This is a genomic window from Paramagnetospirillum magneticum AMB-1, assembly GCF_000009985.1.
Lineage (GTDB): Bacteria > Pseudomonadota > Alphaproteobacteria > Rhodospirillales > Magnetospirillaceae > Phaeospirillum > Phaeospirillum magneticum.
This window is the reverse complement of the sequence record NC_007626.1, coordinates 2,773,277-2,788,272: the sequence shown is the minus strand read 5'-3', so window position 1 is coordinate 2,788,272 and position 14,996 is coordinate 2,773,277. Positions and strand designations below refer to the sequence as shown.

Below are 14,996 nucleotides of genomic sequence, written 5' to 3'. Positions count from 1 at the left end.
GCTTCCTCCCAACTTTTATAGCGTGTCGTAAGCGTGGTTTCTTGCCGCCTCGGCGAGGCGGTTCTTCAGGATTTTTCCCGTGGCTCCGGCGGGCAGGTGGCCGACCACCACCACTTCGCCCGGGCGCTTGTAGGGGGCGAGGCGGGCGGCGGCCCACTCGGTCAGTTCGGCGGAGCCGAGCTCGGTGCCCGGCGCCACCTGGACGAAGGCCACCACTTCCTCGTTGCCATCGGCGGCCGGGCGGCCGACCACGGCGGAATGGGTGACCAGGGGATGGGCGTTGAACACCGCCTCCACCTCGGCGGGATAGACGTTGAAGCCCGAGCGGATGATCAGCTCCTTGGCACGCCCGACGATGAACAGGGCCCCGTCGGGATCGCGGCGCGCGAAGTCGCCGGTATTGAGCCAGCCCTCGGCGTCGATCACCTCGCGGGTCATGTCCGGGGCGCGGTAGTAGCCCTTCATGGTGCCGGGGCCACGGCTCCACAACTCGCCCACCTGGCCGTCGGGCATGTCCTTGCCGCCCTCGCCGACGATGCGGACCTCGACACCGGGCAGGGCATGGCCCACCGAGCAATCGCTGCGCGGCGCGTCCAGGCGGGTCTGGCAGATGGTCGGCGCCGATTCGGTCAGGCCGTAGCCGTTGTTCAGCACCTGGCCGAACAGCGCCTCGGTCTCGGCCTTGATGGCCGGATCGAGCGGCGAACCGCCCGCCGACAGGAAGCGAAGGGCAGGGGCCTCGACCTTGGCGCCGGTCAGGCGGATGTGTTCGAGGAACTTGGCGAACATGGCGGGCACGCCGTTCCACATGGTCAGCCCGGCTTTCAGGTCGGCCAGCACCTGGGCCGGCGCGAAGCGCGGCGCCACGTGCAGGCAGGCGCCGCCGAACAGCGTCCCCACCAGCACCGAGGCCAGTCCGAACACGTGGGACATGGGCAGCACGCCATAGGCCACGTCGCCGGAGCCGATGTCGCGCAACCCCCCCGACACCGCGCCGATGAACATGATGTTGCGGTGGGGGAGCATGACTCCCTTGGGCGTTCCCGTGGTGCCCGAGGTATAAATCAGCGCCGCCACCTGACCGTTGCCGGGCTCCACCGGCTCCGAACCACATTGGTGGTTGAGCGGCCCCACGGCGAAGCTGCCGAGGAGGGGCGAGGCGCGAAGCTCCGCCCCATGCCGCCGGGCATGGGCGGTGGCCTCGGCCGAGACGTCGGTGGTGTAGATCACCCGCCGGGCGCCGCAATGGTCGCGGATGGTGTCGATCTCGCGCTCCGACAGCCGCGCATTGATGATGGCCGCCCAGGCGTCAAGCTCGCCCGCCGCCAGGATCATGGCCACCAGAGCCAAGCAGTTCTCGCCCACCAGCATCACCCGGTCGCCCGGACGCACCTCCAGGCCGCGCAACAGCGCCCCGGCCTCGTCCATGGCCTGTCCCAACCGGGCATAGCTCCAGCGGGTTTCTCCCTGGATCATGGCGGGGGCGTCGGGCGTCCGCCGCTGCCACTGCCGCGCCAGCTGGGCCAGCCGGGGTGGCAGATCGGCCAGGATATCGGCGATTGGCCGCATCAGGCGATGTCCTTCAGCATGTTGCGGGCGATGACCAGTTGCTGGATCTGGGTGGTGCCCTCGTAGATGCGGAACAGGCGGACGTCGCGGTAGAAGCGCTCGATGCCGTAATCGGAGATATAGCCGGCGCCGCCATGGACCTGCACGGCGCGGTCGGCGATGCGGCCCACCGCTTCCGAGGCGAACATCTTGCAGCAGGCCGCCTCGGTGGAGACGTTGATGCCCTGGTCCTTCTTGCGGGCCGCGTCCAGCACCATGCAGCGCGCCGCATAGGCCTCGGTCCGGGAATCGGCCAGCATGGCCTGGACCAGCTGGAACTCGCCGATGGGCTTGCCGAACTGCACCCGCTCGGCGGCGTATTTGACGCTGTCCCTGATCAGGCGCTCCGACACGCCGACGCAGGTGGCCGAGATGTGCAGGCGGCCGCGGTCCAGCACCTTCATGGCGGTCTTGAAGCCCTGGCCCTCGATGCCGCCGATGATGTTGGCGGCCGGCACGCGCACGTCCTCGAAGATCACGTCGCAGGTATGGGCGCCCTTCTGGCCCATCTTCTTGTCGATCTTGCCCAAGGACAGGCCGGGGGAATCGGCCTCGACGATGAAGGCCGAGATGCCGCCGGCGCCCTTGTTGTTGGGATCGGTGCGGGCCATCAGGGTGAAGATGGAGGCTTCCGGCGCGTTGGTGATGAAGCGCTTGGTGCCGTTGACGATGTAATGGTCGCCGTCCTTGCGCGCCGTGGTGCGCAGGCTGGCGGCGTCGGAGCCGGCATTGGGCTCGGTCAGCGCGAAGGAGGCGATCAGCTCGCCGGTGGCCAGGCGGGGCAGGTATTTCTGCTTCTGCTCCTCGGTGCCGTCGATGATGATGCCCTGCGAGCCGATGCCATTATTGGTGCCGAAGATGGAGCGGAAGGCCGGCGAGGTCTGGCCGATCTCGAAGGCGCACAGCACCTCTTCTTCCATGGTCAGGCCCAACCCGCCGTATTCCTCGGGGATGGACAGGCCGAACAGGCCGAGATCCTTCATCTCGGCGATGATTTCGGCGGGAAGGGCATCGTCCTCGGCGATGCGCTCCTCGTTGGGCACCAGGCGTTCGCGCACGAAGCGCGACAGGGTGTCGAGGAGTTGGTTGAGGATTTCCTGGTCACGGATCATGTCGGTCTCGTCCCGTCTTGAAGAATGGATATGGGGTTAGCGGCGTCCCAGCGCCGCCTCGATCTTGCGGGCCACCGCCACCAGGCGGGGGCCGAGGTCGCCTTCCAGGCGCTCGCGCGGCAGCAGGAAGGCCGCGCCGCCGCAATTCAGGGCGACGATGGTGCCTGTGGCGGGGTTGGTCAGCGCCACGCCCACGGCGTGGACGTCGCTCTGCCAGTCGCCCACCGACATGGTGAAGCCTCGGGCGGCGTATTCACGGAAGGCCCGCTCCAGGCCTTGGCGGATGCGCGGCCAATCCTCGGGGTGGCGCTTCTTGACCTCGTCGAGGATGGCGGTGCGCTCGGCCTCAGGCGTCGCCGCCAGGAAGGCGCGCCCCATGGCGGTGGTGGCCACCGGAATGCGCGAGCCCACCGACAGGCGGATGGTCAGCGCCCCTTTGCCCCGGCAGGATTCCACGTAGATCATGCTGGTGCGGTCGTGGCTGCCCAGCGATACCGCCACGTCGGAATAATCGGCCAGTTCCTGCATCAGCGGGCGGGCCACATGGCGGATGTCCATGCCGGCCAGGGCGGTATAGCCCAGCGACAGCACGGCGGTGCCCAGCTTGTACTTGGAATAGTGGTCCATATAGACCAGATAGCCCAGCTTGGTCAGGGTGTAGGTTAGGCGCGACACGGTGGGCTTGGGCAGGCCGGTGCGCGCCGCGATCTCCTGGTTACCCAGCATGGCGTCGTTGGCGCGAAAGCAGCGCAGCACCTCGAGACCACGCGACAGCGCCACCACGAACTGGCGGTCCTGCGTCCCCTCGGCCTGGGGCTCTTCGGCCTGAGTTTCCTCGGAATCCGTCAAGGCTTCATCTCCCGGTCCCCCCATTGCGGTTGGGGGGCATGATTTTGTTTGCCAAGAGACCAAAACACGACTTAGGCTCTGGCGTCAACAAAATGTGAAACGCGATTTCGCACAGCGAAACTGAGGAACGTCATGACGGAAGTGCTCCTGGAAAAACCCTTTGATTCCGTGGTGTTGCTGCGTATCAACCGGCCGGACGCCAAGAATGCCCTCAATGGCGAGGTGCGCCGCCTGCTGGCCGAACACATGACCACCCTGGGGGCCGATCCCTCGGTTCGCGCCATCGTGATGACCGGCAACCAGGAGGCTTTCGCCGCCGGAGCCGACATCAAGGACATGGCCGAGGTGGGCGCCATCGAACTGATGCAGCGCAACAATCACCTGCTGTGGCGGGCCATCGCCAATTGCCCCAAGCCGGTGATTGCCGCGGTGAACGGCTATGCCTGGGGCGGCGGCTGCGAGCTTGTCATGCATGCCGACATCATCGTGGCGGGCGAGAACGCCAGCTTCTCCCAACCCGAGGTCAAGGTGGGAATCATGCCCGGCGCCGGCGGCACCCAGCGCCTGACCCGCGCCGTGGGCAAGTTCAAGGCCATGCTGATGGTGATGACCGGTCAGGCCATCAGCGGCGTCGAGGCCGGGCAGATGGGGCTCGCCTCTGTGGTGGTCCCCGACGCCGAGGTGGTGGACAAGGCGCTGGAGATCGCCAAGACCATCTCGCGCATGCCGCCGGTGGCCATCGCCCAGATCAAGGAAGTGTTGCTGGCCGGTCAGGATGCCTCGTTGGACACCGCCCTGATGCTGGAGCGCAAGGCCTTCCAACTGCTGTTCGCCAGCGCCGATCAGAAGGAAGGCATGAAGGCCTTCATCGAGAAGCGCAAGCCCACCTATCAGGGGAAATGATCATGAGTCTCGACGCCAATCGTTCCGACCTCATCCTCGGTCTCGTGGGCTCCGGCACCATGGGGCGCGGCATCGCCCAGATCGCCGTGGCCTCGGGCGTTACCGTCATCCTGGTTGACGCATTGCCCGGCGCCGCCGCCAAGGCCCGCGACGCCGTTTCCGCCATGCTCGCCAAGCTGGCCGAGAAGGGCAAGCTGACCGCCGAGGCCTGCGCTAGCGCCACGGCGCGGCTCAAGCTGGGCGAAAGCCTTGCCGATCTGGCTCCCTGCCATGTGGTGGTCGAGGCCATCGTCGAAGACATCAAGGTCAAGCAGGCCCTGATGAAGGATCTGGAGGCCATCGTCTCCAAGGACTGCCTGATTGCCAGCAATACCTCGTCGCTGTCGGTGACCTCCATCGCAGCCGCCTGCCAGCACCCACAGCGGGTGGGCGGCTTTCATTTCTTCAATCCCGTTCCACTGATGAAAGTGGTGGAGGTCATCGATGGCGTCATGACGGCGCCCTGGGTCGTCGAGACCCTGACGGCTCTGGCGCGGCGCATGGGGCATACCCCGGTCAAGGCCAAGGACACCCCCGGCTTTGTGGTCAATCACGCCGGACGCGGCTATGGCACCGAGGCCCTGAAGCTGGTGGGCGAGGGGGTGACCGACTTCTTCACCGCCGACCGCATCCTGAAGGGGGCCGCCGGCTTCCGCATGGGGCCGTTCGAACTGCTGGATCTCACCGCCCTGGACGTCTCCCACCCGGTGATGGAAAGCATCTACGACCAGTATTACCAGGAACCACGCTTCCGCCCGTCGCCCATCACCCGCTCGCGCCTCGTCGCCGGCCTGCTGGGGCGCAAGACCGGGCGAGGCTTTTATGCCTATGAGGGCGACAAGGCGGTGGTGCCGCCCGCGCCGCCGGTTCCCGCCGCCTGGCAAGGCCCTGTTTGGGTGGCTCCGGGCGAGGGCTCGCTGGCTGTCGCCGCCCTGGTCACCAAATTGGGCGCCTCGCTGGAGACGGGTGAGAAGCCGGGCGAGACGGCCCTGATCCTCATCCCCGTCCTGGGCGAGGACTGCACCACGGCGGTGGTGCGCCTCGGCCTCGACGCCGCCCGGTCCGTCGCCATCGACCCGCTGTTCGGTCTGGACAGCCACCGTACCGTGATGACCAACCCGGTGACCCGGGCCGAGATCCGCGACGGCGCCCACGGCCTGCTGGCCGGGGACGAGGTTGCCGTCTCGGTGATCGCCGACAGCCCCGGTCTGGTGGCGCAGCGGGTGGTGGCGACCATCGTCAATATCGGCTGCGACATCGCCCAGCAGCGCATCGCCACGCCGGACGACATCGACAAGGCGGTGACCCTGGGGCTCGGCTATCCCGCCGGGCCGCTGTCCTGGGGCGACCGCATCGGCGCCGCCAAGGTGGTCGCCATCCTCGACACCGTGCTGGCCATCACCGGCGATCCCCGCTACCGCGCCAGCCTGTGGCTGAAACGCCGCGCCGCTCTAGGCGTCTCTTTGCTGACTTCGGAGTCCTGATCCATGCTTGACGCCTATATCTACGACGGCCTGCGTTCCCCCATCGGCCGCCATGGCGGCGGCCTCGCCCCGGTGCGTTCCGACGATCTGGCCGCCGAGGTGATCCGCGCCCTGGTGGCCCGCTCATCGTTCAAGCCCGAAGATGTCGAGGACGTGATTCTCGGCTGCACCAACCAGGCGGGCGAGGACAGCCGCAACGTGGCCCGTCATGCCGCCTTGCTGGCCGGTCTGCCGGTGGAGGTGGCGGGCCAGACCGTCAACCGCCTGTGCGCCTCGGGACTGGCCGCCGTGCTGGACGCGGCGCGTTCGGTGACCTGCGGCGAGGGTGACCTGTATCTGGCCGGCGGTGTCGAGAGCATGACCCGCGCCCCCTTCGTGCTGGCCAAGGGCGACAGCGCCTGGTCCCGCGATGCCAGGATCTTCGACACCACCATCGGGGCGCGTTTCGCCAATCCCAAGGTGGTGAAGTCCTTCGGCGGCCATTCCATGCCGGAGACCGCCGACAACATCGCCCATGACCTGGGCCTGTCGCGCGAAGCCTCGGATGCCTTCGCCGCCGCCTCCCAGGCCAAGTACGCCAAGGCCAAGGCCGAAGGCTTCTACGAGGGCGAGATCCACCCCATCACCATCGCCGGCCGCAAGGGCGACACCATCGTGGCCGAGGACGAGCATCCGCGTCCCCAGACCGATCTTGCCGCGCTGACCAAGCTGAAGCCTTTGTTCGAGGGCGGCGTGGTCACCGCCGGCAATGCGTCGGGCATCAATGACGGCGCTGCGGCGCTGTTCATCGGCTCCCGCGCCGCCGGCGAGAAGGCGGGGATCGCCCCCATCGCCCGCATCGTCGCCGGCGCGGCGGCCGGCGTGCCGCCGCGTGTCATGGGCCTGGGGCCGGTTCCCGCCATCACCAAGGCCCTGGCGCGGGCCAAGCTTTCCCTCAAGGACCTCGACCTCATCGAGATCAACGAGGCCTTCGCCGTGCAGGTGCTGGGTTGCGTCACCCAACTGGGCGTGGCCGCCGATGATTCCCGCCTCAATCCCAATGGCGGCGCCATCGCCATCGGCCATCCGCTGGGCTGCTCCGGTGCCCGTCTGGCGCTGACGGCGGCGCGGCAGTTGCAGCGGACCGGCGGGCGCCATGCCGTGGTCTCCTTGTGCATCGGCGTCGGCCACGGCCTCGCCGCCGTGATCGAAAGGGTCTGATCCATGGCCATCAAGGAAATCCTCGTCCATGTGGAGCCCGACGCAGCCGGGGCGGGGCGTCTCGACCTCGCCCGAATGCTGGCGGCCGAGCACGGCGCCCGGCTGGTGGGGGTGGGCGAGGGTGACCTTGCCCCCGAGGGCGTCGACGAATGGCGCCCCATCAGCGGGGTGAAGCAACTGGCGCTGCATGCCCGCTACGCCGATCTCACCATCGTCGGGCAGGCGGCGTCGGGGAGTTCCGATCACGTCACCGAGACCGTGATGAGCGTCGGCCGTCCCCTGCTGGCGGTGCCGCGTCATGGCCGCTTTCCCAGTGTCGGGCGGCGTGTGCTGGTGGCGTGGAACCAGTCGCGGGAGGCGACGCGGGCGGTGTTCGACGCCTTGCCGCTGCTGGCCGGGGCCTCCTCGGTGACGGTCATGACCATGGATGCCGAGGATGGCGACGGCCGCGTCGCCGGAGCCGATATCGGACTCACCCTGGCGCGGCATGGCATCAAGGTGGATATCCTGCGCTCCACCTCGGGCGATATCGACGCCGGCAATGCGCTGCTGTCGCGGGCGGCCGAGCAGGGGGCCGATCTGCTGATCATGGGCGCCTTTGGCCATTCGCCGTTGCGCGAAAAGGTTCTGGGCGGGGCCACCCGTCATATTCTCGACCATATGACCGTCCCTGTCCTGCTGTCGCATTGACGATCTTTCATTCGACGGGGGCGGCGGGTTGGGCAACAATCCGCCGCCCCTTTTTTCTTGGAGAAGTGCCATGGGTGATTGCCTGGATTTCTACGTGGATGGCGCCTGGGTGAAGCCCGCCAAGGGTTCGCGTCTGCTCGACGTGATCAATCCCGCCACGGAACAGGTTTCCGGCCGGGTGGCGCTGGGCGGTGCCGATGATGCGGTCCGTGCCATCCAGGCCGCCGCCAAGGCCTTTCCCGCCTGGGCGGCGACGCCCTTGGCCGAGCGTCTGGAGATCCTCGCCAAGGTGACGGCGGGCTATGAGCGCCGTCTCGACGAGATCGCCGAGGCCATCAGCCTGGAGATGGGCGCACCGCTCGAACGCCTGGCCAAGCCCGCCCAGGCCCGCGCCGGGCTGGGACATTTCAAGACGGCGCTGAGCTTGGCCAAGACCTATGCCTTCGAACGTCGCCAGGGCACCACCCTGGTGGTCAAGGAGCCGGTGGGGGTGGTCAGCCTGATCACGCCGTGGAACTGGCCCATGAACCAGATCGCCTGCAAGGTGGCGCCCGCTTTGGCGGCGGGGTGCGCCATGGTCTTGAAGCCCAGCGAGTTCGCGCCCTATTCGGCGCGTATCCTGGCCGAGATCATCCACGAGGCCGGGGTGCCGGCCGGCGTCTTCAACATGGTGTTCGGCGACGGTGCCGAGATCGGACCGGTGCTGTCGTCCCATCCCCTGGTGGACATGGTGTCGCTGACCGGCTCCAACCTCGCCGGCTCGTCGGTGATGCGCGAAGGCGCCGCGACCATCAAGAAGGTCTCGCTGGAGCTGGGTGGCAAGTCCGCCAACATCATTTGCGACAGCGCCGACTTCAAGAAGGCCATCGGCCACGCGGTCAAGGCCATGATGGGCAATACCGGGCAAAGCTGCAACGCGCCGTCGCGGCTGTTCGTTCCCGCCCATCGCCTGGACGAGGCGGAAGGCCTGGCTGCCGAATTGTGCGCCCAGATCAAGGTCGGCGATCCCTCCGATCCCGAGACGGTGATGGGACCCATCGCCAACGGGCGTCAGTTCGACAAGGTGCGGCGCATGATCCGCACCGGCATGGAGGAGGGCGCCAAGCTGGTCTGCGGCGGCCCCGAGCGGCCCGAGGGGCTGGACAAGGGCTACTTCGTGCGTCCCACCGTGTTCAGCCGGGTCACCGATGCCATGACCATCATGCGCGAGGAGATCTTCGGCCCGGTGCTGTCCATGCGCGGCTATGCCGACCTGGACGACGCGGTGGCCGGCGCCAACGACTGCGTCTATGGCCTGTCGGGCTATGTCTATGCCGGCGACCTGGACGAGGCCCGCGCCGTGGCGCGCCGCCTGCGCACCGGCATGGTGCATCTGAACGGTGCGCTGTCCCATCCCGGCGGCCCGTTCGGCGGTATCCGCCAGTCCGGCGTCGGCCGGGAATGGGGCGAGGCGGGGTTCGAGGAGTTCCTGGAATCCAAGACCCTGTTCGGCTCCGAGCCGAAGGAGTAGGACATGCTGGAAACCGGCTTTTTCTCCCTGGGGAGCCCCGGGCAGCTGGACGCGGACATCGCCTTCGTGCTGGCCAAGGCCGCCGAGCTGAACCTGCCCAAGCTGGCCAGCCTGGGGCCGGTGGAGGGGCGGGCGGAATTCGCCCGGCGCCTGTCGCGCACCAATCCTCCGGCGCCCGAGGGTGTCGAGGCCGAGGACATCTCCATCGGCGACATTCCTGCCCGGCGCTACCAGCCCCAGGGAGGCGCCAAGGTCACGGCGCTGCTGCTTTACTTCCACGGCGGCGGATTCGTGGTCGGCGACCTGGAGACGCACGACCCCCACTGCCGCGCCCTGGCCGCCGAGAGCGGCTCGGTGGTGGTGGCGTTGGATTACCGCATGGGGCCGGAGCATCCCTATCCCGCCGCCATCCAGGACGGCATTGCCGCCCTGCGCTGGGCGGCGGCGGATTATCCCGGCTGGGCTCTGGGCGTGGCCGGCGACAGCGCCGGCGGCACCCTGTCGGCGGTGGTGGCCCTGCATGCCCGCGATCTGGGGATCGCCCTGGCGGCCCAGTTGCTGATCTATCCGGCGGTGGATCAGGCGGGCGATTTTCCCTCCCGCATCCGGTTGGCCGACGGCTATCTGCTGACCCAGGCCGATATCGAGTGGTTCACCGAGCAGTATTTCGTTGGGCGCACCAATCCGGTGTTGGAGCCCGATGCCTCGCCCTTGCGGGCCGCTTCCCATGCCGGGCTGGCGCCGGCCCTGGTGCTGACCTGCGGCTTCGACCCTCTGGTGGACGAGGGCGACGCCTATGCCGAGGCGCTGAAGGGGGCGGGAGTGCCGGTGCGCCATGTGCGCCTGGAAGGCTCCATCCATGGCTGCCTGGGACTGGCGGGCTACGTCCAGTCGGGCAAGCAGGCCCTGGCGGAAGTCTGCCGGGCGTGGCGTTCGGTGGCTTCTTCCTAGATCGGGGTGTCATTCCGAGGCGAAGCCGAGGAATCTCCGGCTGGAACATTGCTGCCGATCCGGTGAAAGCATTCCAGGATGAGATCCCTCGCATTCGCTCGGGATGACACATTGACTGAACGCCTATTCAATCGCGCTTGACTTGGCGCATCGAATGAATGAACATTCAGTCATATTGAATGGTCATCCAGTTCGAGGCGTGAATGTCCTTCTCCGTGCTGAATACCGCCCGCCGGGGCGCCGTCTTCGTGGTGACTCTGGCCAGCCCGCCGGTCAACGCCCTGTCGCGTGCCCTGATCAAGGATCTGCACGCGGCCATGGACATGGTGGAGGCGGACAAGACCATCCGCGTCCTGCATCTGCGCTCCGAGCAAAAGGCCTTCTGCGCCGGGGCCGACCTGGCCGAGATGCGTGAGAATCTGGCCAATCCCGATCTGGTGGATGCCCAGATCGCCTTTGTCCGCGACCTCCAGAACGTCTTGAAGCGCATCGAGACCTTGGCCCTCGCCACCGTCGCCGAGGTGGGCGGCGCGGCCATGGGCGGCGGGCTGGAACTGGCGTTGGCCTGTGATTTCCGCATGGCCGCCAACGAGGCCAAGCTGGCCCTGCCCGAGGTCAATCTCGGCCTGATCCCGGGGGCGGGGGGGACCCAGCGCCTGACCCGGCTGTGCGGCCCGGCCATCGCCAAGCGCCTGATTCTGGGGGCCGAGATTCTCGACGGCCAAAGCGCCGAGGCCATGGGGATCGTCCATTGGTCGGCGCCCCGCGCCGAACTGGCCGACAAGGCCGCCACCCTGGCCGATAGGCTCGCCACCTTGCCGCGTGCCGCGGTGGCGGCCTCGAAGTCCTGCATCGAAGCCTCTCTCGATCCGTCCCGCGACGGCTACGAGGAGGAATTGACCGCCACCCGTAACCTGCTGTTGCACGAGCCCGAGACCCGTCACCGGGTCGAGGCGTTCCTGTCCAAGTAATCCCATTCGAAGGAGCCAAGGAAATGAAGTTCGAGGATAAAGTCGCCCTGATTACCGGCGGTGCCTCCGGCATCGGTTACTGCACCGTCAAGTCCATGGCCGAGCTTGGTGCCGATGTGCTGATCGCCGACATCAACGTCGAAGCCGGCGAAAAGGCGGCGGCCGAGTTGACGGCCAAGGGCTTCAAGGCTGAATTCGTGCGCCTCGACGTCACCGACAAGGCCAATATCGCGCGTGTGAAGGAGCACGTGGTCGCCACCCGCGGCCGCCTCGACATCCTGTGCAACGTGGCGGGCTGGGGCCATATCCAGCCTTTCGTCGATAATGACGACGCCTTCATCGCCAAGGTGATGAGCCTCAACCTCACCGGCCCCATCGAGCTGATCCGCGCCTTCTTCCCCCTGATGATCGAGAAGAAGACCGGCAAGATCGTCAACGTCGCCTCCGATGCCGGCCGCGTCGGGTCCCTGGGCGAAAGCGTCTATTCGGCGGCCAAGGGCGGCCTGATCGCCTTCTCCAAGGCCCTGGCCCGCGAAGGCGCCCGCTTCAACATCAACGTCAATGCCATCTGCCCCGGCCCGACCGACACGCCGCTGCTGAAGTCCGAGCCGGAGAAGTTCCTGGAAGCCTTCCTCAAGGTTATCCCCATGCGCCGCTTCGGCCAGCCGCAGGAAGTGGCCGATTCCATCGTCTTCATGGCGTCGAACCGGGCCGACTACATCACCGGCCAGGTTCTGTCGGTCAACGGCGGCATCACCATGGTGGGCTAAGAGCCCCCTTCGCAACATCAAGACAAGAGGACAATCCCATGCGCAAGTTCAAGGCTGCCGAGTACAAGGCCGTTCATTTCGACTGGAAGGTGGACGGCAAGGTGGCGACGCTCACCCTCAACCGCCCTGACAGAAAAAACCCTCTGACGTTTGATTCTTATGGAGAACTTCGCGACCTGTTCGAGAACATGGTCTATGCGGACGACGTCAAGGCGGTGATCGTCACCGGCTCGGGCGGCAATTTCTGCTCGGGCGGCGACGTGCATGAGATCATCGGGCCGCTGACCAAGATGGACATGCCCGAGCTGCTGGAATTCACCCGCATGACCGGCGACGCCGTGCGTGCCATGCGCAACGCGCCCCAGCCGATCATCGCCGCCATCGACGGCATCTGCGCCGGCGCCGGTACCATGTTGGGCTGCGCCTCCGACATCCGTCTGGGCACGGCGCGGTCCAAGGTGGCCTTCCTGTTCGTGCGCGTCGGCCTGGCCGGCGCCGATATGGGCGCCTGCACCCTGCTGCCCCGCCTGATCGGCCTGTCGCGTGCCGCCGAGCTGCTCTACACCGGCCGCGCCATGGGCGGCGAGGAGGCCGAGCGCGTCGGCTACTACAACTCGCTGCATGCGCCGGAAGAACTGCTGGACGCCGCCAACAAGCTGGCCCAGTCCCTGGCCAACGGCCCCACCTTCGGTCACGCCATGACCAAGAAGATGCTGTGGCAGGAATGGAACCACGGCCTGGGCGAGTGCATCGAGGCCGAGGCTCAGGCTCAGGCCATCTGCATGCAGACCAAGGACTTCGAGCGCGCCTATGTCGCCTTCGCCAACAAGCAGGCGCCGGTGTTCGAAGGCAACTGATCTCGGCTTTGCCCCCCTCTCCCGCAAGCGGGAGAGGGGCTAAAAAGGAAAAGTATCATGAGTGACGCCACGTTTCTCGACTGGCCCTTTCTCGACGAGTCCCACCGCGCCTTTGCCCGGTCGCTCGAGGACTGGGCCGGCACCATCCTCCCAGGGGTGTGCCCCGAGGACGAGGCGCACGGCCCCGCCATGGACCAGACCGCCCGACGCCTGGTAACGGCCTTGGGACAGGCGGGGTTCCTTAAAGCGGCCATTCCGGCCGCCTATGGCGGGCGGGCAAAAGATTTCGACGTGCGGGCGCTGTGCCTGGGACGGGAAATCCTCGCCCGCCACGCCGGTCTTGCCGATTTCGCCTTCGCCATGCAGGGTCTGGGCAGCGCCGCCATCACTCTGTTCGGCAATGCCGAGCAGCAGGCCCGCTACCTGCCCAAGGTGGGCACCGGCGAGATGATCGCCGCCTTCGCCATTTCCGAGGCCGATGCCGGGTCGGATGTGGGCGCCATGACCACCAAGGCGGTCCTGGACGGCGACCACTATGTCATCGACGGCGCCAAGACCTGGATTTCCAATGCCGGGCTGGCGGACTTCTACACCGTCTTCGCTCGAATCGGCGACGGGGAGGGGGCCAAGGGACTCGCTGCATTCGTGGTTGACGCCCGGACGCCCGGACTTTCGGTGTCGGAGCGAATCGATGTCATGGCGCCCCATCCCCTGGGATCGTTGCGCTTTGACAACATGCGGGTGCCGGCCGCCAACCTGTTGGGCAAGCCCGGCGATGGCTTCAAGGTGGCCATGAGCGTGCTGGACGTCTTCCGCACCACGGTGGGTGCCGCCGCCTTGGGCTTTGCGCGGCGCGCCATGGACGAGGCGGTGTCGCGCTCGGTCAAGCGCAAGGCCTTCGGCTCGCGCCTCGCCGACTTCCAGCTGATCCAGGCCAAGATCGCCGACATGGCGGTGGCCGTCGACACCTCGGCCCTGCTGATCTACCGCTCGGCCTGGGTCAAGGACACCAAGGGCGGCCGGGTGACCCGCGAAGCCTCCATGGCCAAGCTGTGGGCCACCGAGCAGGCCCAGATGGTCATCGATCAGGCGGTGCAGATCTGGGGCGGCCTGGGGGTGATCAGCGGCATGGCGGTGGAGCAGCTCTATCGCGAGATCCGGGCGCTGCGCATCTACGAGGGCACCAGCGAGATCCAGAAGCTGGTGATCGCCTCCAAGGTCTATGAAGGGCTGACCCTATGATGGGAGATCCCTGGCCGCTTGCCGGCCGTCATGCCCTGGTCACCGGCGGCGGGCGCGGCATCGGTGCCGCCATCGCCCGCCAGATGCTGGCGCTCGGCGCCGTCGTGACCATCACGGGGCGCGATCAGGGACGGCTGGACGCCGCCGCCACGTCCCTGGGCTGTTCGGCCGTGGCCATGGACGTGACCGATGCCCCGGCCATTCAGAACGGCTTCGCCCGGGCCGCCCAGGTGCAAGGCCCCATCACCATCCTGGTGAACAATGCCGGCATTGCCAAGGCGGCGCCCTTCGCCAAGACCGATCTCGGCCTGTGGGACGACATTCTGCGCACCGATCTCACGGGGGCCTTTCTCTGCACCCAGGCGGCGCTGCCCGGCATGCTGGAGGCGGGCTGGGGCCGGGTGGTCAACGTCGCCTCTACCGCCGGCCTGACCGGTCTGGCCTATTGCGCCGCCTACTGCGCCGCCAAGCACGGGCTGATCGGCCTGACCCGCGCCCTGGCGGTGGAACTGGCCTCGAAACCGGTGACGGTCAACGCTGTCTGCCCCGGCTATACCGAGACCGACATCGTCGCCGACACCATCGCCAATATCGTCGCCAAGACCGGCCGGACACCCGAGGAGGCCCTGGCCGGGCTGGTGGCCGCCAATCCGCAAAAGCGCCTGATCAAGCCCGAGGAAGTGGCCGAGGCGGTGGCCTGGCTGTGCCTGCCCGGTTCGGCCTCCATCACCGGCCAGAGCATCGCCGTGGCGGGCGGGGAGTTGATGTAGGGACCGGGAGGTGGTTTATAGGGCGATGGTCGAGGAAGAG

14 protein-coding genes are annotated in these 14,996 nt (G+C 67.4%); 11 read left to right on the top strand and 3 right to left on the bottom strand.

Annotated features, from left to right (window positions below):
• Positions 1 to 15 precede the first annotated feature (15 nt).
• The 3 genes from AMB_RS13085 to AMB_RS13075 are packed head-to-tail and all read right to left on the bottom strand — an operon-like array spanning position 16 to position 3,569.
• Entirely contained in the window at positions 16 to 1,569 is a 1,554-nt protein-coding gene (locus tag AMB_RS13085; RefSeq protein ID WP_011384981.1) for a class I adenylate-forming enzyme family protein, read from the bottom strand.
• Positions 1,569 to 2,720: an acyl-CoA dehydrogenase family protein gene (locus AMB_RS13080; RefSeq protein WP_011384980.1), complete on the bottom strand. Its 1,152-nt coding sequence runs from the start codon at positions 2,718 to 2,720 to the stop codon at positions 1,569 to 1,571. Before AMB_RS13080 ends, AMB_RS13085 begins: the two co-directional genes overlap by 1 nt.
• A gap of 36 nt (positions 2,721 to 2,756) precedes the next feature.
• A complete protein-coding gene (locus tag AMB_RS13075) occupies positions 2,757 to 3,569 on the bottom strand; it encodes an IclR family transcriptional regulator (RefSeq protein WP_011384979.1) in 813 nt (270 codons plus the stop codon).
• 132 nt (positions 3,570 to 3,701) lie between these two features.
• Here AMB_RS13075 and AMB_RS13070 point away from each other — a divergent pair, with 132 nt between their 5' ends.
• The 11 genes from AMB_RS13070 to AMB_RS13020 all read left to right on the top strand — a co-directional run bounded on the left by AMB_RS13070 (position 3,702) and on the right by AMB_RS13020 (position 14,956).
• Positions 3,702 to 4,472, top strand: coding sequence for an enoyl-CoA hydratase (locus tag AMB_RS13070; RefSeq protein WP_011384978.1), 771 nt, complete (start codon positions 3,702 to 3,704; stop codon positions 4,470 to 4,472).
• A 2-nt stretch (positions 4,473 to 4,474) separates the two neighbouring features.
• Positions 4,475 to 5,995, top strand: coding sequence for a 3-hydroxyacyl-CoA dehydrogenase (locus tag AMB_RS13065; protein WP_011384977.1), 1,521 nt, complete (start codon positions 4,475 to 4,477; stop codon positions 5,993 to 5,995).
• A gap of 3 nt (positions 5,996 to 5,998) precedes the next feature.
• On the top strand, positions 5,999 to 7,195 hold the full coding sequence (locus AMB_RS13060) for a 3-oxoadipyl-CoA thiolase (RefSeq protein ID WP_011384976.1): 1,197 nt from the start codon (positions 5,999 to 6,001) through the stop codon (positions 7,193 to 7,195).
• Positions 7,196 to 7,198: 3 nt separating this feature from the next.
• Positions 7,199 to 7,885: a universal stress protein gene (locus AMB_RS13055; protein ID WP_011384975.1), complete on the top strand. Its 687-nt coding sequence runs from the start codon at positions 7,199 to 7,201 to the stop codon at positions 7,883 to 7,885.
• 70 nt (positions 7,886 to 7,955) lie between these two features.
• Entirely contained in the window at positions 7,956 to 9,395 is a 1,440-nt protein-coding gene (locus AMB_RS13050; RefSeq protein ID WP_011384974.1) for an aldehyde dehydrogenase family protein, read from the top strand.
• A gap of 3 nt (positions 9,396 to 9,398) precedes the next feature.
• Positions 9,399 to 10,346: an alpha/beta hydrolase gene (locus AMB_RS13045; RefSeq protein WP_011384973.1), complete on the top strand. Its 948-nt coding sequence runs from the start codon at positions 9,399 to 9,401 to the stop codon at positions 10,344 to 10,346.
• 203 nt (positions 10,347 to 10,549) lie between these two features.
• Positions 10,550 to 11,317, top strand: a complete 768-nt coding sequence (locus AMB_RS13040) for an enoyl-CoA hydratase/isomerase family protein (protein ID WP_011384972.1) — start codon at positions 10,550 to 10,552, stop codon at positions 11,315 to 11,317.
• A gap of 23 nt (positions 11,318 to 11,340) precedes the next feature.
• Positions 11,341 to 12,087 (top strand): SDR family NAD(P)-dependent oxidoreductase, encoded by a 747-nt coding sequence (locus AMB_RS13035; protein WP_011384971.1) that lies wholly within the window; start codon positions 11,341 to 11,343, stop codon positions 12,085 to 12,087.
• A 38-nt stretch (positions 12,088 to 12,125) separates the two neighbouring features.
• On the top strand, positions 12,126 to 12,944 hold the full coding sequence (locus AMB_RS13030) for an enoyl-CoA hydratase family protein (protein WP_011384970.1): 819 nt from the start codon (positions 12,126 to 12,128) through the stop codon (positions 12,942 to 12,944).
• A 57-nt stretch (positions 12,945 to 13,001) separates the two neighbouring features.
• Positions 13,002 to 14,186, top strand: coding sequence for an acyl-CoA dehydrogenase family protein (locus AMB_RS13025; RefSeq protein ID WP_011384969.1), 1,185 nt, complete (start codon positions 13,002 to 13,004; stop codon positions 14,184 to 14,186).
• The gene (locus AMB_RS13020) at positions 14,183 to 14,956 is read left to right on the top strand and encodes an SDR family NAD(P)-dependent oxidoreductase (RefSeq protein WP_173361894.1); all 774 of its coding nucleotides are present in this window, start codon (positions 14,183 to 14,185) and stop codon (positions 14,954 to 14,956) included. Before AMB_RS13025 ends, AMB_RS13020 begins: the two co-directional genes overlap by 4 nt.
• Positions 14,957 to 14,996: the final 40 nt, after the last annotated feature.

Coding starts and splice junctions, on each gene's coding strand:
- AMB_RS13085 (WP_011384981.1), bottom strand. CDS start 1,569: ATGCGGCCAATCGCCGATATCCTGGCCGATCTGCCACCCCGGCTGGCC.
- AMB_RS13080 (WP_011384980.1), bottom strand. CDS start 2,720: ATGATCCGTGACCAGGAAATCCTCAACCAACTCCTCGACACCCTGTCG.
- AMB_RS13070 (WP_011384978.1), top strand. CDS start 3,702: ATGACGGAAGTGCTCCTGGAAAAACCCTTTGATTCCGTGGTGTTGCTG.
- AMB_RS13065 (WP_011384977.1), top strand. CDS start 4,475: ATGAGTCTCGACGCCAATCGTTCCGACCTCATCCTCGGTCTCGTGGGC.
- AMB_RS13060 (WP_011384976.1), top strand. CDS start 5,999: ATGCTTGACGCCTATATCTACGACGGCCTGCGTTCCCCCATCGGCCGC.
- AMB_RS13055 (WP_011384975.1), top strand. CDS start 7,199: ATGGCCATCAAGGAAATCCTCGTCCATGTGGAGCCCGACGCAGCCGGG.
- AMB_RS13050 (WP_011384974.1), top strand. CDS start 7,956: ATGGGTGATTGCCTGGATTTCTACGTGGATGGCGCCTGGGTGAAGCCC.
- AMB_RS13045 (WP_011384973.1), top strand. CDS start 9,399: ATGCTGGAAACCGGCTTTTTCTCCCTGGGGAGCCCCGGGCAGCTGGAC.
- AMB_RS13040 (WP_011384972.1), top strand. CDS start 10,550: ATGTCCTTCTCCGTGCTGAATACCGCCCGCCGGGGCGCCGTCTTCGTG.
- AMB_RS13035 (WP_011384971.1), top strand. CDS start 11,341: ATGAAGTTCGAGGATAAAGTCGCCCTGATTACCGGCGGTGCCTCCGGC.
- AMB_RS13030 (WP_011384970.1), top strand. CDS start 12,126: ATGCGCAAGTTCAAGGCTGCCGAGTACAAGGCCGTTCATTTCGACTGG.
- AMB_RS13025 (WP_011384969.1), top strand. CDS start 13,002: ATGAGTGACGCCACGTTTCTCGACTGGCCCTTTCTCGACGAGTCCCAC.
- AMB_RS13020 (WP_173361894.1), top strand. CDS start 14,183: ATGATGGGAGATCCCTGGCCGCTTGCCGGCCGTCATGCCCTGGTCACC.